This is a genomic window from Solwaraspora sp. WMMA2065 (assembly GCF_030345075.1).
GTDB lineage: Bacteria > Actinomycetota > Actinomycetes > Mycobacteriales > Micromonosporaceae > Micromonospora_E.
The window spans coordinates 2414373-2438061 of the sequence record NZ_CP128361.1; the positions used below are offsets into that span (position 1 = coordinate 2414373).

The window sequence follows — 23689 nt, forward strand, 5'->3', positions numbered from 1 at the left end:
CACCTGGTAACAGAGTAGCCGCCCAACCGGACAGTGCACCGCTGCCCGGCCCTCGTCACACCAGGAACTCGATCTTTCTCGCCCACCGCACCGCGAGTTTCACTCTCATAGCACACTCAACCGGGCAAATCACTCGCGACCAGCGCCGGTGGTGATCAGCAGCGGAACGGCCATCTCGACCTCGGTCACTCCACCGTGGAAGCCGACCAACGCGGAGCCGACCGGATCGGTCCGGGTGGCCACCACGACGAACCGGTCCTGACAGATCACCACGACGTCGCCGATCCGGCCCAGATGCCCCGACGGCACCGGGCCGAACCAGCCTTCGGCGATCAGCTCGTCCCGCTCGGCCACCCGGGCCGCCGGGCCGAGGACGGCCCGCCACCCGGCGATGACGTCGCCCACCGCGCCCGGCACCGGGTGCAGGTAGCGGGCGCGGGGCTCCCCGGCGACCACCCGCACGCCGGCCCGCAGCCGGGGGTCGGTGTCCAGGTCGAACCGGTGTCGCGGGTCGGCCGGCACGTTCAGCTGACCGTGGTCGGCGGTCACCAGCAGCGCCGCGTCCCGGGGCAGCCCGCCCAGCACCCGGTCCAGCAGCCGGTCCAGGTCGGCGGCGGCGGCCCGCCAGGGCGGGGAACCGACCCCGGACAGGTGGCCGTGCCGGTCCAGGTCGGGATGGTAGCCGGAGACCAGCACCGGAGCGTCGCCGGCGGTGACCGCGTCGAGCAGCCCGGCGGCGAGGGCGTCGGCGTCGGCCGCGCCCCGGTACGCGCCGCCCCGGTTGGCGGCGACCGTCAGCCCGCTGCCGGCGAACTCGGGCCGGCTGACCACGGTGACCGTCACCCCGGCGGCCGCCGCCCGTTCCAGCTGGGTCGGCACCGGCTGCCACCGCCGCGGGTCCGGGTCGTCGCGCCAGTCGACGTGGTTGAGTACCCGGTCGGTGCCGGGCACCAGGCTGCGGAAGCCGAGCACCCCGTGCGCCCCCGGCGCGGCACCGGTGCCGAAGCTGACCAGGCTGGTCGGTGTGGTGGACGGGAAGCCGGTGGTGAGCCGCCGCGCGTACCGGCCGGCGGAGAGCGCGGCCAGCGTCGGAGCGTGTTCGCCGGCGGCCGGCAGCTGGTGCCAGCCGAGCCCGTCGACCAGCAGCACCACGACGCGCCGCACCCCGGCGAGCGGCCCGGCGAGGCCGAGTACGTCGTCCGCGCCGGGCACCCCGAGCACCGCCAGCACGCTGGGCAGCACGTCGGCGAGGCTGGCCGCGCCGTACTCCGGGCGCACCGGGCGCAGCAGCTCCGCAGCCGGCGGGTCCGCCGCTGTCACAGCGGACGCCGGGCGAACAGGTGCAGCTGGGTGGCGAGGTCCCGGTACGGCGGCTGGGCGGCGACGGCGAGCTCCAGGGCGAGCAGGGCCTGCGGGTCACCCTCGGCGACGGCCGCCGGCAGCAGGTCGGACAGTACGCGTACCCCGTGGATCTGCTCGACCCGCAGCCCGGCGGCGGCGAGCAGATCGACGGCGCGGTCGGCGTCGTAACGGCGGCGCAGCGTGTCCCGCGCGCCGGCGGTGCCCTGTGGGTCGGCGAGCAGTGCGGCGGCGAGGTCGAGATGTCCGTTGACCGCGCGGGCCAGCACCGCTGCGGCGCGGCCGGCCACCAGTACGCTGGCCGCCCCGCCCGGCCGCAGCACCGTGGCCAGCGACTCCACCACCCGGGCCGGCTCGTCGACCACCTCCAGTACCGCGTGGCAGAGCACCAGGTCGGCGCTGGCCGGCGCGATCAGCTCGCCGAGCGCGTCGCCGTCGCCCTGGGTGGCGGTGATCCGGTCGGCGACCCCGGCGTCGGCGGCCCGTCGGGTGAGCGCGGCCAGCGCGTCGGGGCTGGCGTCGACCACGGTCACCTGGTGTCCTGCTTCGGCCAACGGCACCGCGAAGCCACCGGTGCCGCCGCCGACGTCGACCACGGTGAGCCTGCGGCCGGGCTGCCGGTCCAGCTCGTGACGCAGGACGGACCAGACCACGGCGGTTCGCGGGCCGGCCGCCTGGCCGGCCGGGATGTGTGTCGGTTCCACCCGCGCGAGCCTATCGGCCCGGCCCGGTCCCACTCGGTCCGGTGCGGCCCGGTGCGGCCCGGTGCGGCCCGGGGCGGCCGATTCCGGGGCGGCGCTCGTCGCCGGGCGGCGGTACTCCGCGATTGACGGTATATCGCACTACGAAGTAGTCTGCGAAGCGTGGATACCACCCAGCTTCTCAAAGGGGTGCTCGATCTGGCCGTCCTCGCTGTGCTGCAGCACGAGGACGGCTACGGCTACGACATCCTGCGGCGACTACGCACCGCCGGGCTGACCGAGGTCGGCGACGCCTCGGTGTACGGCACGCTGCGCCGGCTGTTCCAGGCCGGTCTGCTCACCACCTACGTGGTCCCGTCCGAGGAGGGCCCGCACCGCAAGTACTACTCACTCAACGGCGCCGGGCGTGACCAGTTGACCCGCTCCGGCAAGACCTGGCGCGGCTTCGCCACGACGATGGACAACCTACTTGACGATCGGGGGGTGGCGGCGTGAACGCCGCGACGCAGGCTGAGATCACGCACTACGTCGAGCAGGTCCGGTCCGCGCTGGCCGACCTGCCCGGCCCGGTCCGCGACGAACTGCTGGAAGACCTGCCCGAGCACCTCGCCGAGGTGCTCGCCGAAGGCGACGGCACGCTGGTCGACCGGCTCGGCGACCCGACGGAGTACGCCGCCGAACTGCGCGCCAGCGCCGCACTGGACGCCCCGGCGTCGCCGCCGGGGATCGGCCACCGGGCGGCTGCCGCCTGGCAGGCCACCCGCCACCGGCTGGGCCGGATCGACCGCCGGGTCGGCCCAGTCCTCGCTCACGGCACCGCCAGCGAGTTCCTGCGGTCGCTGCGCCCCGGCTGGTGGGTACTGCGCGGCTACCTCGCCGCGATGCTCCTCACCCACCTGGTCTTCGGAGGGATCTCCTCGCCGCTGCCCACCCCCGATGGCAGCGTCCCGGCCGGGCTGCTACTTCTCACCGTGGCCGTGACCGGCTCGGTCTGGCTCGGCCGCCGAGGACTACGACTGACCCGACGGCCACGGCTGGTGGTGACTGGCGCCACCGCCCTGGCGCTCGTTGGGTTCGCCTCGTACTTCCTGTTCGGCCTTGGATCAACGTCAGAAGGTCCGCTCGTCGTGATGGAGTCGAACGGCGGCGCGGCCTACCTCGCTCCCCCGTTGCCGGCTCCGCTGGACGTGTATGTCTACGACAGTCAGGGACAGTTGGTGGAGGGTGCCCGGCTGTTCGACGAGAACGGCGAGCCGATCGTTCTCGGCTACCCGGACTGGTGCGAGTTGACGGACCTGGAACGATTGCGGATCGGGCAGGGCATTCTCCGCATGGGCGACCGGTTTACCTTGCACGACTCGAACGTGGAGTACCTCTACCCGCTCTGTCCCGAGCGGAACCCGTTCCAACTGCCGGCCCTGAACCCGAGCCCCGACACCACCCCGGCACCCGACCCGTCGCCGAGCTGATCTGCGGCATCGGCTGTGTATTCAGCGGAAGTCCCGGGACGTCGGACTGACCGGGGTGGTCACCGCGTCCAGCCGGTCGGCGACCAGGTTGATCACCCCTTCGGCCTTCTCCAGCCGGCCCCGCACCAGCAGCGCCGCGCTGGACCGGGCCACCGTCCGGTAGCGCTGCCACAGCCCGGGTGAGCAGGTCACGTTGAGCATCCCGGTCTCGTCCTCCAGGTTCACGAACGTCACCCCACCGGCGGTCGCCGGGCGCTGCCGGTGGGTGACGATACCGCCGACCCGGACCCGGGTGCCGGCCTCGACCCGACCCAGGGCGGCGATCGGCACCGCCCCGGCGGCGGCCAGCCGGTCCCGGACGAACCGCACCGGATGATTCTCCGGCGACAGCCCGGTGGCCCACACGTCGGCCATCAACGCGTCGACCTCCTCCAGACCGGGCAGGGCCGGCGCCGCGACCCCGACGGCGACACCCGGCAGCCGGTCGGCGCGTTCCTGCGCGGCCGCCCCGGCCCCCCACAGCGCCTGCCGACGGGTCAGCCCGAAACAGGCGAACGCGTCGGCGGTGGCCAGCGCCTCCAGCTGGGCAGCGGTCAGCCCGACCCGGCGGGCCAGGTCCGGCATGTCCCGGTACGGCCCGTGCGCGGCCCGCTCGGCCTCGATCCGCTCGGCCAGGTCGTCGCCGATGCTCCGGACCGCCGACAGGCCGAGGCGCACCTGCGGGCCGCCGACCCCCCACTGGTGCGGCGGCTCCCCCGGCGCGCCACCCCACCGGGTACGGGCGTCGACGACCAGGGTGGCCGCCGCGCCGCTGGCGTTGACGTCCGGCCGGTGCACCCGTACCCCGTGCCGGCGGGCGTCGTCCACCAGGGTCTGCGGCGAGTAGAACCCCATCGGCTGGGCGTTGAGCAGCGCGGCCAGGAACGGTGCCGGGTGGTAACGCTTGAGCCAGGCACTGGCGTACACCAGGTAGGCGAAGCTCATCGCGTGGCTCTCCGGGAACCCGAAGCTGGCGAACGCGCTCAGCTTCACGTACAGGTCGTCGGCCAGTTCACCGGTGATGCCCCGGCCGGCCATTCCGGCGTACAGCCGGTCGCGGATCGCGGCCATCCGAGACGCCGACCGTTTCGACCCCATCGCCCGGCGCAGCTGGTCGGCGCCGGCGGCGTCGAAGCCGGCCAGGTCGATCGCCAACTGCATCAGCTGCTCCTGGAACAGCGGCACCCCGAGGGTCTTCTCCAACGCGTTGCGCATCAGCGGATGCGGGTAGGTCACCGGGTCCTGGCCGTTGCGCCGGCGGATGTACGGGTGCACCGAGCCGCCCTGGATCGGGCCGGGCCGGATCAACGCCACCTCGACGACCAGGTCGTAGAAGCAGGTCGGTTTCAGCCGGGGCAGGGTGGCCATCTGGGCGCGGCTCTCCACCTGGAACACCCCGACCGAGTCGGCCCGGCACAGCATCGCGTACACCTCGGGGTCGTCCAGCGACATGGCGCTCAGGTCCAGTTCGGAGCCGATCAGGTCGTGCGCGTCGTGCAGCGCGGTGAGCATGCCGAGCCCGAGCAGGTCGAACTTGACCAGGCCGACGCTGGCGCAGTCGTCCTTGTCCCACTGCAGCACGGTGCGCCCCGGCATCCGGGCCCACTCCACCGGGCACACCTCGATCACCGGCCGGTCGCAGATCACCATGCCGCCGGAGTGGACGCCCAGATGCCGGGGGAAGGTCTGCAGTTCGTCGGCGTACGCCACCACCTGCGCCGGAATGTCCTCCCCGGCCGCCGCGACCGCGCCGTAGTGGTCGATCTGTTTGCTCCAGGCGTCCTGCTGGCCGGGCGAGAACCCGAACGCGCGGGCCACGTCGCGCACCGCCGACCGGGGCCGGTACGAGATCACGTTGGCCACCTGGGCGGTGTGTTCCCGGCCGTAGCGGCGGTACACGTACTGGATGACCTCCTCGCGGCGGCCGGACTCGATGTCGACGTCGATGTCCGGCGGGCCGTCGCGTTCCGGGGCGAGGAACCGTTCGAACAGCAGCTGGTGGCGGACCGCGTCGACGTTGGTGATCCGCAGCGCGTAGCAGACCGCCGAGTTGGCCGCCGACCCCCGCCCCTGGCAGTAGATGTCGGCTTCGCGGCAGAACGCCACGATGTCGTGCACGACCAGGAAGTAGCCGGGGAAGTCCAGCCGCTCGATCATGTCGAGTTCGTGGTCGAGCTGCCGGTACGCCTCCGGGTGGGCCTCGCGGGGGCCGTACCGTTCCAGCGCGCCCCGCCAGGTCAGCTCCCGCAGCCAGCTCATCTCGGTGTGTCCGGCCGGCACCGGGTGGTCCGGCAGCCGGGGGGCGACCAGCTGCAGGTCGAACGCCAGTTCGGCGCCGTACGCGGCGGCCCGGGCCACCGCACCCGGGTAGTCGGCGAACCGGGCCGCCATCTCGGCACCGGAGCGCAGGTGGGCGGCGCCGGCAGCGGGCAGCCAGCCGTCGATGTCGTCCAGGCCGCGCCGGGCCCGGATCGCGGCCAGCACGGCGGCCATCCGGTGCCGGGCCGGCGTGGCGTAGTGCACGTTGCCGCTGGCCACCGTCGGCAGCCCGCGGGCGCCGGCCAGCTCGGCGAGGGCGTCGTTGCGGTCGCCGTCGTCCGGATGCCCGTGGTCGGTCAGCTCGACCGCGACGCCGTCCGCACCGAACAGCGCCACCAGCCGGTCCAGCTCCGCGTCGGCGGCGGCTGCTCCGCCGGTACGCAGCGCCGCCGGCACCGCCCCCTTGCGGCAGCCGGTCAGCACCAGTACGTGGTCGCGCAACTCGGCGGCGACCTGCTCCAGGCTGCCGTAGTCGGGTCGGCCCTTCTCTCCGCCGCGCAGCTGCGCCCGGGAGATGACCCGGGCCAGCCGGGCGTAGCCGGCCGGGCCACGGGCCAACGCCAGGAGATGTCGCCCGGCCGGATCCGGCTCCCCGGTGCGCGGTGCCGCCCGCCGGTCTGCGGTGTCCATGGTGCTGAGGGACAGCTCTGCACCGAACACGGTCGGCAGTCCGTACGCGGCGGCCGCCTCGGCGAACCGCACCACCCCGTAGCAGCCGTCGTGGTCGGTGACGGCCAGCGCGGTCAACCCCAGCCGGACCGCCTCCTCGACCAGCTCCTCCGGGTGGCTGGCCCCGTCGAGGAAACTGAAGTTGCTGTGGCAGTGCAGTTCGGCGTACGGCGTGACCGGCCCGCCCCCGGCGGCGGCCGGCCCCCCACCGGCGGTGACCAGCGGCGCGGCCGACGGTGCGGCCGACGGCGCGGTCAGCCCCGGCGGCGGTGTGTACGGTGCCCGTTTGCGGGTCCAGCCCGGCGCGTCACCGCCGTCGCCGTCGACCGCGAGCGGGTCGACCACCATCGGGTCGTCAGTCATAGACGGCCTCCACCACCCAGCGCCCGTCGGTGCGGGCGATCAGCAGGGCGCTGCCGTCGGCGAGCGCGACCTGGAACCGGGCCCGGCGGCGCGCCTCGGCCGGCGCCCACCAGCGTTCGTCGAGCGGCCACGGGCCGGCCCAGCCGGTGACGTCGACCGGGGTGCCCGTACCGACGGCGACCCGGGCCGGTGGGGCGCTGACCACCAGCCGGGCGCTGACGGTGACCGGTTCGCCTGCCGCGTCGTACACCTCGGCCGGCAGCGGGGCGGGCAGCACGACCGCCGGTGCCGGTGGTGGCAGCCGGCCGGGCCACGGCGGCGCTTCGGGCCGGGTCGGCGCCCGTTCGTCGCCCCACGGCACCAGTCGGACCTGGTCGACCGGGGACCGACCGCCACCGAGCACGGCGGTGACCACCGCGTCCGGCCCGAGCAGCCCCTGCACCCGGGTCAACGCCCGGCGCGCCCGGGCGTCCTCCGCGCCGATCTCCCCCCACAGGCCGGGCTGCAGGGCGACCCGGGCGAGCACCCCGTCCGGGACGAGCCGCAGCCGGACGATCCCGGCGGTGGGCGCCGGCGGTGACGCGGCGGTGCCGGCACCCGGCCGGCGGGCGGCGGCTCCGGTGAGCCAGCCGTCGAGCTGCCAGCGCAGCCGGTCGGTGATCGCCGCGGCGGTGAGCATGCCGTCGTGCCGCCAGACGCGGTGCAGTTCCTGGCCGTGTGCGGTGACCGCTTCGATGCCGACCCGGGTGCAGGCCAGTCCGTTCCCGCTGAGCTGGTCGTGCAGCTGCTCGGCCAGGGCGCGGGCGGCGAACGCGGCCGCGTCGACCCGGTCGAGCGGTTCGTCGTAGTCGGCGGTGACGGACAGTTCGGGGGGCGGTTGTCGGGGGGTGAACGGCTGTTCGTCGCGCCCGGCGGCGAGCCGGTGGGCCAGCGCCGCGTCGGGGCCGAACCGGGCGAGCACGTCGCGGGCCGGCAGCGCGGCGAAATCCCCGAGGGTACGCAGACCGAGCCGGCGCAGCAGGCCGGCCAGGTCGGGTCGGCCGAGCACCCGCAGCGGCAGCCCGGCCAGGAACGTGCGGCTGTCGCCGGGCGGGACGATCCGGCCGGTACGGGCGGCCAGCCCGGCGGCGAAGAACCCGTCGGCGACACCCACCTGGCTTTCGACTTCGCAGACCTGCGCGACGTGTTCGACGATCTGCTCGGCGGCGGCCTCCTCGCCGCCGAAGTAGCGGGCCGGGCCTCGGGCGGCGACGGCGCACGCCCCGGGGCGGTGCACCTCGACTCCGGCGACGACCTGTTCGATCGCGGCGACGACCGGCTCGAACGCCCGGGCGTCGCGGGCCGGGTCGTGGTCGAGCACGGTGAGCCCGGGGCAGCGGCTCTGCGCCTCCCGTCGGCGCAACCCGGGATGTACGCCGTCGGCGCGGGCAGCCGCGGTGCAGGCGACCACCCGGTTGGCGTGCAGCACGGCGACCGGCCCGGTGGCCGGCACGCCGTCGATGATCTCGGCGGCCGTCACCGGCCAGTCGGGGCACCAGACGACCAGCGCCCGGGTGGGCCGGCCGGCCGGGGTGGCCATGTTCATCCGCGCCGCACCAGGGTCAGCTCAGTGCGGCTCATCGCCGCTGCACCAGGGTCAGCTCGGCACGGCGGGTCCGGCGGGTGATGCCGCCGGCCGGCGCGGCGGCTGCCGGGGTGGGTGGGCCACCGGGCAGCCAGATCCGGATCTCCCGGGGCCGGGTCAGCGCTCCCCGGCCCCGGGCGGAGACGACCATTTCCCGACGGCGGAGCCGGCCCCGGCCCGGCCCGAGCCCTTCCCAGCGGCCGTTCACCACCTGCAGGGTGACGTCGGGGGCGTCCCACCGGCCGCAGGGCACCAGCACGCAGCCCCGCTGCCGGGCCCGGGCGGCGAGCCGGCCGGTCACCTGCGCTGTCACGGCGGCGGGGGCTGCGACGACCACCACGTCCACCCCGTCGATCAGCGCGGCGACCACCGCCGGCCAGTCCGGTCCGGGGTTGGGCACCAGGGCCAGCCGGTCCAGGGCGATGCCCAGCTCGGCTGCGGCGGTGACACCCAGCGCCGGCACTCCGACGACGGCGCACCACAGCCCGGCCCGGGACGCCTCGGCGAGCAGGGCCAGCAGCAGCGAGGTCGCGCCGAGCCGGGCCGACCGGTGGGGCAGCACGTTGACGGTGGAGCCGCGGCGCAGCCCTCGCCCGGGGAGCAGGCCGGTGAGCATGGTCGGGACGGGAAGCACCCGGTCGATGCCGCCCGCCCCGGGCAGGCCGGTCGGGTCCGGCGTACCGGCCGTCGCCGCTGATCCGGCGCCGCCAGCGAACGCACTGGCCGGGCGGACCAGGCCGGCGGCGACGGCGGACAATGCCGCCGTGCCGGCCACCATTCGCCCCGCCATCCTGCTTCTCTCCCCCCGGGTGTTCCGCTTACATGGTGTTTGGTGGTGGTGTGCGCGCGTGATCGCCGCCGGCACCACGAGTGCCGGCGGCAACAACAAAGTCACGCCTGCGTGGGTTGGTCGGTCAGGCAGCGGCCAGGCCGTCGAGAGCCGGGTCGAGCGCCGGTTGGTGGGCCAGCCCGAGGGTGTCCTCGACCAGGGAGACGAACTGCCCGGCGGAGCGCAGCAGGTCATCGGCTTCCCGGGCGGTGACCACCCGGGGGATGCCGGCTTCGGCGGCGGCCCGTTTGCTGGCACCGGCGGCGAAGAAGGTGGCCCACTCGGCCATCTCGGGAGCGACCATCATCAGCAGGGCCCAGACACTGGTGACCCGGTTGCGGCGGGTCGGTGCGGGCCGGGCGCGGGCGGCGAGCATCGCGGCGGCGGCGCGCAGGGCTGCCAGGTGGGCCGCCGCGTACCGCAGCCCGTCGGGGCGGGTGTTGCCCGCTTCGGTCAGCCCGTGCCGGGCGAGGACGAGCAACTGGGCCGGGGTGCGGTTGGGCAGCAGGTGCGCCGGCACCGTGGGTGCCTGGGCCGGTGCCGAAGTGGTCGGCATGGATCCTCCTCCGCGCGTTTCACCTGTTCGGGTGCCCGCCCACGGAGGAAGACGTCGGCGGGGCGTCGTCGGTGCGGATGCGGATGCTTCCCCACACCGCATCCGCACCGACGATGCTGGCGGGGTCCGCTGCCCGCCGCCCGGGGGTCGGGGGCGGCGGGCAGCGGTCCTGCCTGGTGGCGCTGGACCCGCGAAAGTCCAGTGCCGGGGCGTGCGGCTCGCGGCGCCGCACTGCCGGGACTCGCGCCGCGAATCGCTCCTCCCGGCGGCCAGTACGGGTGTCGACTCCGGTGGTGCCGTTGCTGACCGGCGGACCCAACCAGCAGAGCTACCTGTTATCGAACACCCGTTCTAACCTCTGCTTCAGAGTACACCCTGCCACCGACGAAAATGCAACGTCAGGCACGCCGAACGCCGCTGGCCGGGTCCCGGCGTACGGGACCCGGCCAGCGGACCGGACAAGCAACCTCATCGGGTTCGACCTGGGCAGAGCTCAGGGACGTGGCTCAGGGACGGCTCAGGCGGAGTAGCCGCGCTTGGCGGTCCAGTCAGCCAGCACATCGAGGCCCATCCAGTACTCCTGGCCCTCGAAGTACGGGTCAGCGATCTTCACCGTGTCACCACCATCGCGGTAACCCGTCACCGTCAGGTAGTGCCCACCCTCGTACGAATGCGCCACCCCGTCGACGTCCGACGCCGTGCCCATGATGTTCGCCACCACGGCCCGGTCGTCGTCCACCGCCTCACGCACATCCGCCTTCAGCTTCGCCACATGCTCCGGCTTCGCCGCGGCCGCACCGATCGACACCGTCTCGTACTCGTCACCACCGGTCACCTCGTTGAGTACCCGGGTCGTCTCCTCAGCCGAATCGGTACCGGCCTCGGTCGTCCCCAACTTCTCCGCCACCTCGTCCTGCGACGGGGCCTTACCCTGCGCCGTCAACGCGATCCGCGTCGCCGCCGGCCCGCAGTAGTAGAAGTTCGGCTGCGCCTCGTACTGCACCGCCACCTCACGCGCACCGCCGTCGGCGGCACCCGGACCAGCGGCCTGCGCCACCACCGCAGGAGCGGCCACCACACCACCAGCGGTCAGCAGACCAGCAACCGACAGAGCAGACTTACGGAAGATCGTGTTCATAGCAGAATCTCCGTTCCGAGGGGAATGAACCGGACACCAGACCACACCGGGTCGATGACCGGTCACGAACGGGACAGAACAGAACACGCACAAGAAAATCGAACTCAAATGATGCGCTCCAACCTGCGCACACCCGCCGGTCCAGGCGGGGGGCGGTCTCACCGGCGCACCGGATACAACCATCCGAGGATGCCCGGCATTCCGCACCCGGCGGGGCCGCAGACCCGGCCGCACCCGCACCGGGCGACAGACCAGGCGGACCAGGCGGATCAGGCCCGGCAGATCAGCCCGGCCACTCGCCCACTCGGTCCAACGCCAGGATCCAACGCCGCCCGGCCGGCCGATGTTCCCCCGCGCCCGGCACCTCAGCCACCCGCCCGCCGCGCCGCACCGAACCTCGCAAACAGGCCTAACCGCGCAAACGGGATGCCGCCGACCCTGGTCAGTCGCCCGGCCTCTTCCACAGCACGTACTCCAGTTGCAGCGGGCCCTGCTCGCCGTCGACCGACGTGCGCTGGGTGAGCGTGCCGTACCGCCCGTCGCTGGTCCGGATGCAGTAGACCGGGAACAGCCGCCGCCACCGGTTGCCGCTGAACATGCCCTGGACGACCTCCTCGTCGTTCCAGGCCGAGTCGGGCAGTGACGAGCAGCCGCCGAGGGTGGGCGTACCTTCGTCCCAGTCTGCGGCCTGTGCGCCGTTACGCAGGGCGGCCTGGCCGCCGGTCAGCGAGCTCCAGGTGCCGGCGGACCGGGGCTCCACCAGATCCACCGCCGCGGCGAACTCCGGATCCTGCTCCGGGTCGCCGAACCGCCCGGTGTCCAGGTCGTAGTGCAGGTCGTCACCGTCGAAGACGAGCCGGTCACCGGCGTACACCGGTTCGCTGTCCAGCGCGTCGGTGATCACGAGCGTGGAGTCGACGGTCGGGTCGGCGGTGATGGTGATCCGGTTCTGTTCGATCTCGGTGACGAACCGCCCGTCCATGTCGATCCGCAGCTTGCGGGTGGTGTCGATCCGGAAGACACTCACCCGCTGCGTACCGTCGATCGTCTGGTTGATCAACAGGTAGGTGGCGTCCTGGTCGGCCGCCTGCTCGCGGGCCGCCTCCTCGGTGGCGTAGATGCCGACTTCGGCGACGATCCGGTACGGCGCCGGCAGCGCCGCCACCGATTCCTTGGCGATCTCGACGACGATCGGCATGATCGCCTCCTCGAAGGCGGCCATCCGTTCGTCGTCGCCGCAGCCGGCGACGGCGGTCACCGTGACGGCGGCCGCGACGAGCCCGGCCACCGCCCGGACCCACCGGCCCGACCCGATACCTCCGTACGGCCGTGATCGTCCCGTTCGTCGCACGCGCGCCTACCGCCTCTCCGATCACACCGACACCGACCTGCCGGTTCGCTGATCATGATGAGGTGGTCGCGCAAGGTCAACGCCCGGTCGGGCTCAGCCGGACGCCATCGCGATGTCGAGGGCCGCCGACCGGACGTCGGGCACCGGGTGGCGGCGCAGCCGGTGCAGCGGCGACCGCCACGGCGGCGACCAGCCGTACCGGTCACCGGCGCGGACCAGCGCCACCGCGAACAGCCCGCCGGCCAGGTCGCCCCGCTCAGCGAGCGCCCCGACGACGGCGACCAGCACCGCCGGCTCCCAGCTGCCCTCGGCGCGGCGGACCTGGTCGGTCAGCGTCTCGGCGAGCCGGCCAGCCAGCACCGGACGGTCGGCGACCAGGTCGGCGAGCGCGGTCAACTCGGCCGCGACCGGGGTCGCGGTCGGTGCGGCCAGCGGCACCAGGTGGGTGAGCAGCCGAGCCGCCTGCGGGGTCAAATCGGCAAAACCGGCGAGGGTACGCGCGGCGGCCCGCACCGCCGTCCGGTCGGTTTCCGGGTCGGCGTCGCGGCACCAGCGCACCGCCGCGTCGACGACCCGGTCGAGGCGGCGGTGGGCCGGCCGGTCCCACGCCGGGTCACCCGGCCGGTCGTCGGCCCGGTCCAGCCGGGCCAGCGCGGCCACCGCGGCCACCAGCGGCGACCGGTCGACCGCCGGCGGTGACCCGTCAGCCGCCACTGCCACTGCCGCCGCCGATTCGTCGAGCAGCCGGATCACCACCCGCATCGCCGACGCCCACCGGTGCGGGTCGTCCAGGTCGGTCAGGGCGGCGACGGTCAATTCGGTCAGCTCGGGCGCCCAGCGGGCCCAGGCCGGCAACGCCGCCCAGGCCAGCCGGGCCGCTTCCGGGTCCGGGTTGCTGGTGGCGGCCACGACCAGGGCGGCGTACCGGGGGCGGTCCGGCTCGGCGATGGTCGACGGCGGTGCGTCCAGCAGCGCCGACACCTCAGCCCGCGACGGCGCCGCCGAATCGGGCCGGCCGACACCAGCCGCTCCGGCCAGGATCGTCCAGCTGGCCGGCACGTCGGGCCGCTGCCGGGCGGCGGCGACCGCGGCGGCCCGCACGTCGGGGTGCTGGTCCACCCGCTGGTACGCCGCGGTGACCACGTCGAACGCCTCCGGCGGGCCGAACCGGGCGAGCAGCCGCAGCGCCTGCTTGCGGCTGGTCACCTTGCCGGCGCCGAGGGCGACGTCGGTCAACATGGCGACCAGTGTCGACGGTGCGACGAGCCGGGCGGTACGGCCGGCCGCGTAGACGGCGACCCGGGCCCGGTCGTCGTCTACGTGCCGCAGCAGCACCGGCAGCGCCTCGTCCGGCCGGTCGGTCCAGGCCAGCGCGGCCAGCGCCGCCTCGGCCAGGGTGACGTCCGCCGCGTCGAGGTACCGGGCGACGACCGCCCAGCCGGCACCGGGCACCGGGGCAGCGCAGCTGATCGCCCGTACCCGATGGTGTTTGGCCATGCTCCGGTCGGCGGCGATCGACGCCAGCAGGTCGGCGTACGCCTGCTGGTGGCGGGGCAGCCACCGGGCGACCCGGTGCGCGGGGCCGGGCACCCAGCGGGCACCGGCGGAGAGGAACTTGCCGGTCCGCTTACCGGGCGGCGTGGTGAACACCTCGTCGAGCAGGTCGGTGCGGCGGGTGCAGATCGCCTGCCACACCTCGTTGACCTCCACCGTGGACACATCGACGGCGAGCACCTCGCCGACCCGGTCGGCCCGGGTCGCCGGGTCGGCCAGCCACAGCGTCACCGCCCGGCGGAACACCGACGACACCACGCCGGGGCGGATCGCCCGGCGCAGCAGCCGCTGCAGGTGCGGCAGCCGCCAGGCGCGCCGGCCGAGCGACCAGGCGACGGCGAACAGCGGCTCGAACCGGTCCCGGGCCGCCGCGCCCTCGATCCACGGTGCGATCCGGGTGAACAGGTCGTGCTCCTGGCCCCGGCGCAGCACCTGGTCGAGCCGGCCGAGGAACGGCACCTGCCGGCCGTCGTACAGCGTGTCGAAGGTCTGCATCGCCCAGCCGACCAGCGCCGGGTCGGCCGTATGCCGGCGCAGCACCTGCCCGGCCAGCCCGCCGATCGCGGTCAGACTGGCCGACGAGGTGTCCCGGGCGGCCACCGCCTGGGTGACGACGTCGGTCAGCGCCGGCACCGTCGCCGGGGTGAGCAGGCCGACGACCTGCGACAACGCGGTGAACGCGCGGGCCCGTACCGGGTCCTGGTCGTTGCGCAGCCGGCGCAGCTGCTCGACGACGGCGGCGACGGCCGCCGGGTCGCCGCTGCGGCCGGCGGCGGCCAGCAGCAGCGCGTAGCCGGTGCCCCGGGCGGTGGCGTCCGCGCGCCGGGCCGCCGCGACCAGCGCCGACTCCGCCTCGGCCCAGGGCAGGAACGCGGTGTACGTCAGCGTCCAGTCCTCGCTGGCCCGGACCCGGTCCAGGTCGAGTATCCGGCGGACCTCCCGGTGCTGCCAGTGGCGGGGCAGCACGGTCAACAGTTGCTCCGACAGCAGCACGTCGGCGGTGTCCACGTCGGCCGTCACCGCGTCGTACAGCTCGCCCCGACGGGCCGGGGCCAGCGCGGCGAGCAGCCGGGCGAAGGCACGGTCGGTGCCGCGCAGCCGTACCCCGAGCGGCACCAGGTCGGTCAGGTCGGCGTCGCGCAGCCGGTACAGCAGGCCGGACGGCAGCTGCTGGCGGCGCAGCCAGCCGGCCCGGGCCGGGGCGGTGAGCAGCCGCAGGGTCCGCGCCGGATCCGCGCCGGTCAGTACGCCGTACGCGGTCGTCGCGCCGGGCAGGCTGGTCGTCGGGGCGTACCGCTCCAGCAGGTCGAACACCCGCGTCGGATGCTGCTGCGCGGTGTGCAGCACGGCGCGGCCCCACTCGGACCACCAGGTGTCGCGGGCGGCGCGGGACCGGGCGGCGAGTTGCGTCTGCGCGAAGTCGAGCAGCACGGTGGGGTGCCGGCGGGCCAGCGCGATGCCGTTGGCGACGGCGTACGACAGCGGTGGCAGCAGCCGGGCGACGGTCTCCGGGCCGCAGGCGGGCAGCAGGACCGCGGCTTCGCCGTCACCGAACCGGGCGCGGACCGGGTCGATCAGCGCGTCGGCGAGGTCGGCGCGGCGGGCCGCGCGCAGCGTCCGGTACGCGGTGCGCCGCAGGTCGGCCGGGGCATCGTGCAGCAGCGCCGCCACCTCGTCGGGGTCGGCCCAGCCGGAGCGCAGGTACGCGGTGACCGCGACCGCCCGCAGCCGGCGGTCCGGGTCGCTGAATCCGGCCCGCACCGTCGTCTGGTCGCCGACGATCACCGCCATGGTGAGCCCGAGGAACCGCTGGTGGGCGTCGCCGCCGGTCAGGTCGGCGAGTACGGCGGGCAGGTCTCCGGTGGCGGCCAGCCGGCGGGCGTGCCCGGCCAGGGCGGACATCCGGGCGTGGTGGGTCAGCGGGTCGAGGGCGGCGAGCAGTTCGGCGGTGGGGTTCGGCACCGCATGATCGTCTCAGCCGCCAGCAACCGCATTTCTTCTGGACATCGACCAAGCTTCGTGGAAATTCCATCATCTTGTCGGATCAGGTCACTGACGAAAACTGTTCGCGTTCGTCGGTTGACGCGCCATGCATACAGTTGACGTATGGACGAAATCGTCACCGGCGCATTGATCATCTTGGCCGCCGTGGCAGCCGTGGCCATCGCGATAGCGGTAGTCCGTTCGCGAGCGCCGCAGCGCCGCAGCACACATCCCGAACTGGTCCGCTACCTCGCCGGCCGCACGATCGCCGAGGTCGCACCAGAACAGGAACAACTGTTCCCTTCGCTGGCAGACGTCTACCTTTCCGATCCGCAGCGGGTGATGTCCCGGCGGCGACGCCGGAAGGACCCACTCGGCTTCGGGATGCCACCACTCGACGACGTTCTAATGATCGGCATCGTGATCTGGGTGGCCGACAAGATGGTCGGCGAGCTGATCGGGAAGGCCACCAGCAGCGGATTCGAGCGGTTCCGAAGCTGGCTGCGGCGGCTTTTCCGCCGCAGGGCCGCCACGCCCACCGACACCCGTACGGACCGGGAAGTGGCGTTCGCCCTGCGTCAGGCAGACGCCGCCGAAGCCCGACGAATCGTGCTGGCCCGGCTCGCTCAGGCCAAGATCGACGCGAACAAGGCTGAGCGGCTCGCTGACGCGATGGTGCTCGCCCTGCTCACCGTCCCGCTACCGACGGACACCACGCCGACGACGCCTGCCGACCCGGCCGGCTCCCACACCCCGCAGGGACAGCAGTGATCACCCGGGCCACCGACGAGATGACCGGCCGGATGGTGCCGTCCGGCAGCAGCCGACTCACCGCATGTCTCGTCACCACCGCGACCATGCTTGCCCTCCTCGTCGGCTGCACCGCCGACCAGGACCGGACACCGGACACCGGGCCGACCCCCGGATCCGGCACCAGCGCTGGTGCCGGATCCGGCGATCCGCAACTGCAGTCGTTGCTGCTCACCACAGCCGACCTGCCGGACGGTCTCAACCCGACCACCGATCTTGACGACGCCAGCGGCGGCCTGGACACCGGCTGCCAGGCGATGGGCGGATCCACCGAGCCCGCCGCCGAGGCCCGGGCCGACTTCGCCGGCGAGTCCGGCACCTTCGTCAGCGAATCGCTCCAGCAGATGCTTACTGTGGACGACGCCCGAGCAGCGATGGCCGAGCTGGCCGAGGTGCCGGCCGTGTGCGGCACCTTCCCGGCCGAGTACGGCGGCCTCTCGACAGAAGTATCGGTCACCACCGCCGACCCACCACCGGTCGGCGACGAACAGGTGGGGCTGAAGTTCACCGTGTCCCTCAACCAGCAACCGCTCGTCGTCCTTCACCACTACGCCATCCGCGTCGCCGACCTGCTCATCGTCGTCTTCCACACCGGACCGATGCCGGGTGACGCGAAGCTGGCTGGTACGGCGACCGAGGCCGCGTACCGCAAGGCGACCGGCACGTGAGCATCACGGCGTCACCGCCGTCGGCCGGGCCGCAGGACGGTGCCGATCCGGATCGACGACGGCTGCGGGCCCTGCTCAGCGGCGCCGCGCTCCTGCCCTCGGACACGTCGGTCCGCTACGCCGTCCTGGCCGGCATGGTGCTCGCCACCACCAGCATCATTTACACCAGACTGTGGTTGGACCGCCTCGGTCCGGACAGCCCGTATCAGGGTTGCTCAGCAGAGTTGACGCAGCTCGGCAACGTCTGGCAGATCGCGGAGCCGCTGCCGGCGTACCGGCCGATCATGGAACGAATCGCCGGATGCCTGCGTGACGACGCCGCCGCCGCGTCGAGCTGGGCGATGGTCGGGATCGTCGTCGTAGCAGCCGCCGCCGTCGCCGGCTACCTGGCTCTGCCCCGGTGGCGGATCCGACGACGCGGACTGCGTCCACTCGGGCCCGAGGCACCGGAAGGGCTCGTCGCCCACCTCGACACGCTGGTCACCCGCGCCGGCCTGACTCGGGCACCGACCTTCTGGCTGGACCCGTACGCCCGGGACCAGGCACACGCGTTCGGCACCCAGCGACACTGCCGAATAGCGCTGCATCCGGCCGTGGTCGGGGACTTCACCGATCCGGCTCGACGCGGCCGGTTCGACGCCGTGGTGCTGCACGAGCTGGCGCACCTGCGCAACCGCGACATCCGCTACACCTACCTCACCCAGACCACCTGGTGGTCGTTCCTGCTGCTCGCCGTCGCCCCGTACCTGGTGTTCCGGCTGCTGCCGATCGGATTCGGCGACGCCGACGGGTGGTGGCCGGCCCCCATGCATCCGGACACCCCACTGCTAGAGCGATTCCTGTCTATCGCTGTACTGATGGTGATAATGCTGAGCAGTCAGTCGATCCTGCGGATACGCGAGACGCACGCCGACATTGCATCGGCCGCAATCGGCGACCCGACCCCCTTGCGAAAGTTGATGGAGGAGGAGCAGCAGCGCCAGTCCCGGTGGTGGTGGCTGAGCAGCCATCCACCCGCCCGGCAGCGGGCCCAGTTGCTGCTGGATCCGACCCGGCTGCCGGCCACCGGCCTCGTCGTGGCCGTCTGCGTCAGTTTCGCCGTCGCGCTGCTGCAGTCCAGCTACAACGAGATGCTGGTGCAACTCGCCCTCGTGTTCTCCGGTGATTCCACTGCGTTCTTCCTGGCCTATCCGACGCTGAGTCTGCTCACCCACTTCACAGGCGCGTTGCTACTGGCCGGGATCGCCGCCGTGATCGGCTGGCATGCCGTGCTGCGCCAGCAGCTGCTGTCCGGAGTCCGACGACCGTGGCTGGCGCCGCCGGTGCTGGCCTGCGCCCTGGCCGCCGGGGTCCTGGCCGGGGAGCCGTTCGCTATCTACCACGGCAGCGTGGGCAGCTGGGGTTTGTTCGACTCCGTCGGTGCCACCGGATGGGCGCGCTGGATCTCGGCGGGTGCGCTGGTCGGCATGATGCTGGTCGTCGTGCTGTGGGTACGACAGGCCGCGCAGGTGTTCACCGGCATGGTCGACCGGACGCCACGGTGGGGAGTGCTGCTGACGACGCTGGTAGCGGCGATCGCGCTCTACCCGTACCACGTGTCGTGGTCCGGCATGCACGACAGCCCGCTGATGGCAACCGTCGTCGATTTCCTAATTGTCAACCCCGACCTGGCCTGGACCGCCGAGTGGTCGCCGCCGGCACGGTCGTGGGCGATGCGAGCGTCCCTGCCGATGGTGGCGATCGCGGCGATTCCGGGTTCGGCGCTGCTGCTGGCGGCACCGAGCGTGGCGGTCACCGTCCTGGCGTTGCTGCGCCCGCCGGCCGACACGCCCCGCTGGTGGCAGACCGCCGGGCTGGGTGCCTCGGGTGCCCGGCCGGCGCGGCCACGCCGGCCACGGCTCGCACGGGCCGTCTGGACCGGCATCGGCGGCACGGCGGCGTTCCTGGCCGCCGCGACGCTGCTGGCCCTGTTGGTCCGGGCACGAGGCGGCCCAGCGGACGGGGTGAACATCGTCGGTGCCGGCACCTACCTGCAGCTGGTCACCGGCTACCTGATCGCCGGCTCCGCTGCGGTGACCGCGCTGGTCGCCGGCTTGGTGGTCGGATCCGTCGGGCGGTTCCCGCTGGCGTTGCTGGCCGCGACGCTGACGACCTCCGGCGGGGTGCTCCTGTCAGCGGTGCCGATCATCGCGGGCATCTGCGGTACCGGTCGGTCGGTCGAGTGTCTGCCGATCATCGGGCGAAGCATCATGGTCACCACGATGTTCGGGGCACCGTGGGCCATCCTGCTCGGCTGCGTCGGCGCGCTGCTCGCGACCGGGCTCGCTGCGGCGGTCGGTGCGCTCCGCAAACGACGCACCATGCCCGAGGACGACCCAGCGGACGCCAGGCCGGTAGCCAGCCGGCCGGTCCGAGCACTCTACGGCACCATCCTCGTCACACTGTTGCTGGCTCCGCTGGCGGTCGGCGCTTGGCTGCTGGTGCGGCTGGCCACCTGAGCCAACGGCACCTCTGTCTCCTGGCCGAGCTGGATCCCTATGTAGATGTCCGAGTATGCTGCCGGGTATGACGCGACCGGTCCAGATCACCACCGGGGTGGCCCGGGTGTTGGCGGCACTGCTCGACGACCCCGGCACCGGCCGCTACGGCCTAGACGAGTTGTTCCGAAGTCCCGTCAGTGGTCGTAGGCGATCAGGGACCGGGTGACGGGTGCGCCGGTCTTGTTGTTGTGCCAGATCGCGGCGGCCATCGCGAGGAGTCGCTGGGCCACCCGTACGGCGACGCCGACGAAGGTCCGCCCACCGTGTTCCTCAAGATCAAGCTGGCCCTTGAGGGTGTCGTTGACCGACTCGATCAGCTGCCGGACCTTCTTGAGCATCGGTTCGCCGTAGCGGGCCTTCTCCCGCTTGCGTGACGGGCGTAGCAGGGTGATGCCCTGGTCGGCGAGTTCCCGCTCGAGTGGTCCGGACGCGAAGCCCTTGTCGCTGATCAACAGGATGCCGTCGTGTTCTGCGACGACACCGGCCTCGACCTCCAGCATCGCGGCGAGGACCTCCCGCTCGCCGATCTTCGGGTTCGCCAGGGCCCACAGGATCGGCATCCCGGTCGGGGTGCAGACCAGGTACAGGCGCAGTCCCCAGAAGAACCGGGAGTGGGAGGCGCAGTAGCCGTATCCGGCCCAGCCGGCCAGGTCCGAACGTTGCACGGTGGGGCGGGACATGCCGCACGGCACCGGGGTGGAGTCGACGATCCAGTGGTTGTCGAACCAGAAGTCGCTGTCGCGGGCCAGGTTCCGGATCGTCTTCTTGATCAGCGGGAGGGCGGCGCGGAGCCGTTTGTTGTAGCCGGGCCGCTGCGGTAGGTAGGGGAACATGCCGGCCAGGTGGACCCGGGCGTAGCGGATCCAGTGGGCTTCGGAACGGGCGCCGAGCAGGACCTGTGCCACGGCCAGGCAGACCAGTTCGGAGTCGGTCAGCAGTGGTGGTCTGCCGCGCCACCGGGGCGTGCGGATGCTGTCGTCGATCTTCACGTACAGTGCGGTCAAGAGGGTGTCCAGGTCTTGCGTCACAACATGATCTTGGATGCCCTCTCCTCATGCCCGGACATCGACCCCTGACTTCGGAACTACTCGTCTAGAGCTGATGCGGGCCACCGGGCAGCCCAGCGGCACCCTCTACCCGATCCTCAACCGGCTCCTGGCCGCCGGCTGGGTGCACGCGCAGTGGGAGCAGATCGACCCGGTGGCCGAAGGCCGCCCGGCCCGGCGCTACTACCAGCTCACCCCGGACGGCCTGGTCGCCGCCCGCACCGAGCTGGCCGCGCTCTACGCCACGCTGCGCCCGCACGCACCCGGGCACGCCGACCCGGCCACCGGCCGACTCGGCACCGTCACTCCGGAAACCACCTGACCGCCATGCTGAGCTGGCTGGTCCACCAACTGTTCACCGTGGCGGCCCGCCGCTGGCCGGCCGCCGACCGCGCCGAACTGATCCGCGAATGGCTTGCCGAGGCGCACACGCTCCATAACGAGCCAGGCGTTCCCGCGCCGGTACGGGTCTGGCGGCAGGTCCGGTTCGCGACCAGTCTCGCCTGTGCCAGGCGATCCTCGATCGGTGCCATCGGCACGGTCCCGGTCGACCACGTGGAGTGGACCGCCCGGCACGTCGTCGCCCTGTTCCTCGCCCCGCTGGCGGCGGCCGTCCTGGCGATCCTCGCCAACGGACCACTATGGATGGCGGCCAGCACCGGCGACCACCCGCCGGCGGCCCTGACCCTGCTGAGCCGCACCGGGCACGTCGTCGCCGGGATCGGCTGCGGCGTACTGCTCGCCGACCGGATGCGCCGACGGCGCGGAGCGCCGGTCAGCTGGCCGTGGTGCGTCGCCGCGACGATCCCGGTGCTGACCGGGCTGGTTGTCGCCGGATCGGCCGTACGCCACCTGGCGATCACCCTCACCGGACCGACGGTTACTGCCGCCGGCACCGGTCCGGCGGGCACCGACGTGGGCACAGCAGTCGTCGCCGGTACGCTGCTCCCGTTGACCGTCGTGGTGGCGGCCCTCGCCTGCCGCGCCACCCGGTGGGCGCTCGCCGCCGCCGTACCGGGCACCGCCGCCATCACACTGACCGCGACCGTGCTCGTCGCCGGGCCGGCCGGAGCGCAGACACCGTTGCCGATCCCGCCGGGGATCCTGCTCGGCGCCGTCGCGCTGTCCCTGGCGTACACGGTGCGGGCGGTCCGGCCACGACCGCCGACGCCGCCGCGACCACGGCCGACCCCGGCCCCACGCCTGCTGGTGGCGACGGTGCCGGTCATCGGTGGCGGACTGATCGTCGCCTACCTGTTCACCCCGTACGGTTGGTGGACGACGCTGCCCACACCGGTCGTCGCGGTCGCCACCCTCGCCACGAACGGGTTCTGTTTCGCCGTGGCACGCTGGGTGGCCGTCCGGATCCCGGCGGGCCGGCCCGACCCGATCTGGCCGGAGGTCGTTCCCGGTCAGCCGGAGCCCGTACCGCTACGCCGATCCTGGCGGGAGCTCCTCGCCTGGGGCGGCGCGGCGGGCGCGGCGATCGGCTGGGCGGTCACGCTCGCGTACCTGACCCCGGACATCGGACTGCAGACGCCGTGGCCGCACACCGACGCGGTGCCGGCCGGCTGGGCCGAATGGGACACCTCGACCGGCCGGGTCTGGATGCAGGACCTGCAGATGTACGCCATCTGCTGCGTCGCGGTGTGTCTGGCGGCCGCCGCCGCGTACCGTCGCGCGTCGCTGCTGCCCGCGCTGGCCAGCCCGGTCGTGCTGCTCGCCGCCACCGTCGGGGTGATCCGGTCCGGTTGGCACACCCCGGTCGCGCTGCCCTGGCTGGCCGCCGGGGCGCTACTACTCACGATCGCGGCATGGTGGGCGACCGATCACCTCGCCCCCACCCGTCGACGCACCCCGGAACGCGACAGGTTGCTGATCGCGCGGCTCGCCGTGCTGGCCGCGTTCCTGGTCCCCGGCAGCTACCTCTACGGCGTCTTCCTCAGCGACGGACCGCCGGTCCCACCGGTCGCCCTCGCCGTGACCATCGGCCTGTCGACCGTACTGGCGATCGTCGCCAGTGCCGCAGTGACCGCGTCCTCGGCACGGACGTCGATCAGGACGCTGCCCGAGACCACCGCGGCGGCCTGGTCGCTCACGGTCGGTGCCGGCGCGGCCGTGTTCGGTACGGCGGTGTTCAGTACGGCGGTGTTCAGCGGCGCCACGACGGCGTCGCCGGTCAGCTATCCCCTGCTGGCCGTCGCGCCGGCGCTGGCAGTGCCGGCCGCCGCGCTGACCATCGCAACGATCCGCGCTCCACGAACACGTCGCACACCTGAGGCGGGCCGCGCTACGAAAGCGGGCCGAGCGCCCCGGCCTGCCGGCAACGACCGTCACAACGTCGGTTCCGTACGCCGCCTCGCTGTCGTGCGCCGCGTCGGCGGTGGCATCGGGCTCGGCGTGACGCTGCTGACCGCTGGATACGTGGCCCTGATCTGCGGCATGATCCTCGCGTTCGGGTTCGGCCAACTGATTCCCTGGCTGGAGTACCAGCAGAGCTACGACCCGATCGGCTATCTGCCCGGTGGGGTCGCGCTCGGTCTGCTGCTGGCCTTTCTCACGCCGTACCTGGTCGAACCGTGGGGAACGTATCCGGCCCGGTCGGTGGTGCCGGTGCCGCCGCCGGCTGTCGCCGAGTCACCAGTGTCGTGATCCACTTCGCACTGTCGAA

Annotated in this window: 17 protein-coding genes; 7 read left to right on the forward strand and 10 right to left on the reverse strand. The window is 73.3% G+C overall.

Features of this window, described 5'->3' with window-relative positions; genetic code table 11:
- Positions 1 to 129: 129 nt before the first annotated feature.
- Both O7610_RS10875 and O7610_RS10880 read right to left on the reverse strand, forming a co-directional pair.
- Entirely contained in the window at positions 130 to 1320 is a 1191-nt protein-coding gene (locus tag O7610_RS10875) for an alkaline phosphatase family protein (RefSeq protein ID WP_281550617.1), read from the reverse strand.
- The gene (locus O7610_RS10880; RefSeq protein ID WP_281550618.1) at positions 1317 to 2063 is read right to left on the reverse strand and encodes a methyltransferase domain-containing protein; all 747 of its coding nucleotides are present in this window, start codon (positions 2061 to 2063) and stop codon (positions 1317 to 1319) included. Before O7610_RS10880 ends, O7610_RS10875 begins: the two co-directional genes overlap by 4 nt.
- A gap of 159 nt (positions 2064 to 2222) precedes the next feature.
- On the opposite strand from O7610_RS10880, the gene O7610_RS10885 reads away from it, so the two are divergent.
- Entirely contained in the window at positions 2223 to 2555 is a 333-nt protein-coding gene (locus O7610_RS10885) for a PadR family transcriptional regulator (RefSeq protein ID WP_281550619.1), read from the forward strand.
- Positions 2552 to 3529, forward strand: coding sequence for an HAAS signaling domain-containing protein (locus O7610_RS10890; protein ID WP_289213181.1), 978 nt, complete (start codon positions 2552 to 2554; stop codon positions 3527 to 3529). Before O7610_RS10885 ends, O7610_RS10890 begins: the two co-directional genes overlap by 4 nt.
- Positions 3530 to 3550: 21 nt before the next feature.
- On the opposite strand, the gene O7610_RS10895 is transcribed toward O7610_RS10890, so the two are convergent.
- From O7610_RS10895 to O7610_RS10925, 7 genes are all read right to left on the reverse strand, one after another.
- Positions 3551 to 6919, reverse strand: coding sequence for an error-prone DNA polymerase (locus O7610_RS10895; protein WP_289213182.1), 3369 nt, complete (start codon positions 6917 to 6919; stop codon positions 3551 to 3553).
- On the reverse strand, positions 6912 to 8498 hold the full coding sequence (locus O7610_RS10900) for a DNA polymerase Y family protein (protein ID WP_289213602.1): 1587 nt from the start codon (positions 8496 to 8498) through the stop codon (positions 6912 to 6914). Before O7610_RS10900 ends, O7610_RS10895 begins: the two co-directional genes overlap by 8 nt.
- A gap of 37 nt (positions 8499 to 8535) precedes the next feature.
- Positions 8536 to 9333 (reverse strand): DnaE2-dependent mutagenesis accessory factor ImuA', encoded by a 798-nt coding sequence (imuA', locus tag O7610_RS10905; protein ID WP_353850346.1) that lies wholly within the window; start codon positions 9331 to 9333, stop codon positions 8536 to 8538.
- A gap of 124 nt (positions 9334 to 9457) precedes the next feature.
- The gene (locus tag O7610_RS10910; RefSeq protein WP_281550622.1) at positions 9458 to 9928 is read right to left on the reverse strand and encodes an SAV_6107 family HEPN domain-containing protein; all 471 of its coding nucleotides are present in this window, start codon (positions 9926 to 9928) and stop codon (positions 9458 to 9460) included.
- 517 nt (positions 9929 to 10445) lie between these two features.
- Positions 10446 to 11066: a C39 family peptidase gene (locus O7610_RS10915; protein ID WP_289213183.1), complete on the reverse strand. Its 621-nt coding sequence runs from the start codon at positions 11064 to 11066 to the stop codon at positions 10446 to 10448.
- 442 nt (positions 11067 to 11508) lie between these two features.
- Positions 11509 to 12354 (reverse strand): hypothetical protein, encoded by an 846-nt coding sequence (locus O7610_RS10920; protein WP_281550624.1) that lies wholly within the window; start codon positions 12352 to 12354, stop codon positions 11509 to 11511.
- 156 nt (positions 12355 to 12510) lie between these two features.
- Entirely contained in the window at positions 12511 to 15933 is a 3423-nt protein-coding gene (locus O7610_RS10925) for a hypothetical protein (RefSeq protein WP_289213184.1), read from the reverse strand.
- Between the two features lie 144 nt (positions 15934 to 16077).
- On the opposite strand from O7610_RS10925, the gene O7610_RS10930 reads away from it, so the two are divergent.
- From O7610_RS10930 to O7610_RS10940, 3 genes are read left to right on the forward strand one after another with little or no spacing between them, the layout of a single operon-like run.
- Positions 16078 to 16725: a hypothetical protein gene (locus O7610_RS10930; RefSeq protein WP_289213185.1), complete on the forward strand. Its 648-nt coding sequence runs from the start codon at positions 16078 to 16080 to the stop codon at positions 16723 to 16725.
- On the forward strand, positions 16722 to 17432 hold the full coding sequence (locus O7610_RS10935; protein WP_289213186.1) for a hypothetical protein: 711 nt from the start codon (positions 16722 to 16724) through the stop codon (positions 17430 to 17432). Before O7610_RS10930 ends, O7610_RS10935 begins: the two co-directional genes overlap by 4 nt.
- On the forward strand, positions 17429 to 19930 hold the full coding sequence (locus tag O7610_RS10940) for a M48 family metalloprotease (RefSeq protein WP_289213187.1): 2502 nt from the start codon (positions 17429 to 17431) through the stop codon (positions 19928 to 19930). The genes O7610_RS10935 and O7610_RS10940 overlap by 4 nt, the downstream gene beginning before the upstream one ends.
- Before the next feature lie 176 nt (positions 19931 to 20106).
- Here O7610_RS10940 and O7610_RS10945 read toward each other — a convergent pair whose 3' ends face one another.
- Entirely contained in the window at positions 20107 to 21000 is an 894-nt protein-coding gene (locus tag O7610_RS10945) for an IS982 family transposase (RefSeq protein ID WP_281553035.1), read from the reverse strand.
- Between the two features lie 73 nt (positions 21001 to 21073).
- Between O7610_RS10945 and O7610_RS10950 the strand changes: the two genes are divergently transcribed.
- Both O7610_RS10950 and O7610_RS10955 read left to right on the forward strand, forming a co-directional pair.
- Positions 21074 to 21340 (forward strand): PadR family transcriptional regulator, encoded by a 267-nt coding sequence (locus O7610_RS10950; RefSeq protein ID WP_502959085.1) that lies wholly within the window; start codon positions 21074 to 21076, stop codon positions 21338 to 21340.
- A gap of 5 nt (positions 21341 to 21345) precedes the next feature.
- Positions 21346 to 23670: a hypothetical protein gene (locus O7610_RS10955; protein ID WP_289213189.1), complete on the forward strand. Its 2325-nt coding sequence runs from the start codon at positions 21346 to 21348 to the stop codon at positions 23668 to 23670.
- Positions 23671 to 23689: the final 19 nt, after the last annotated feature.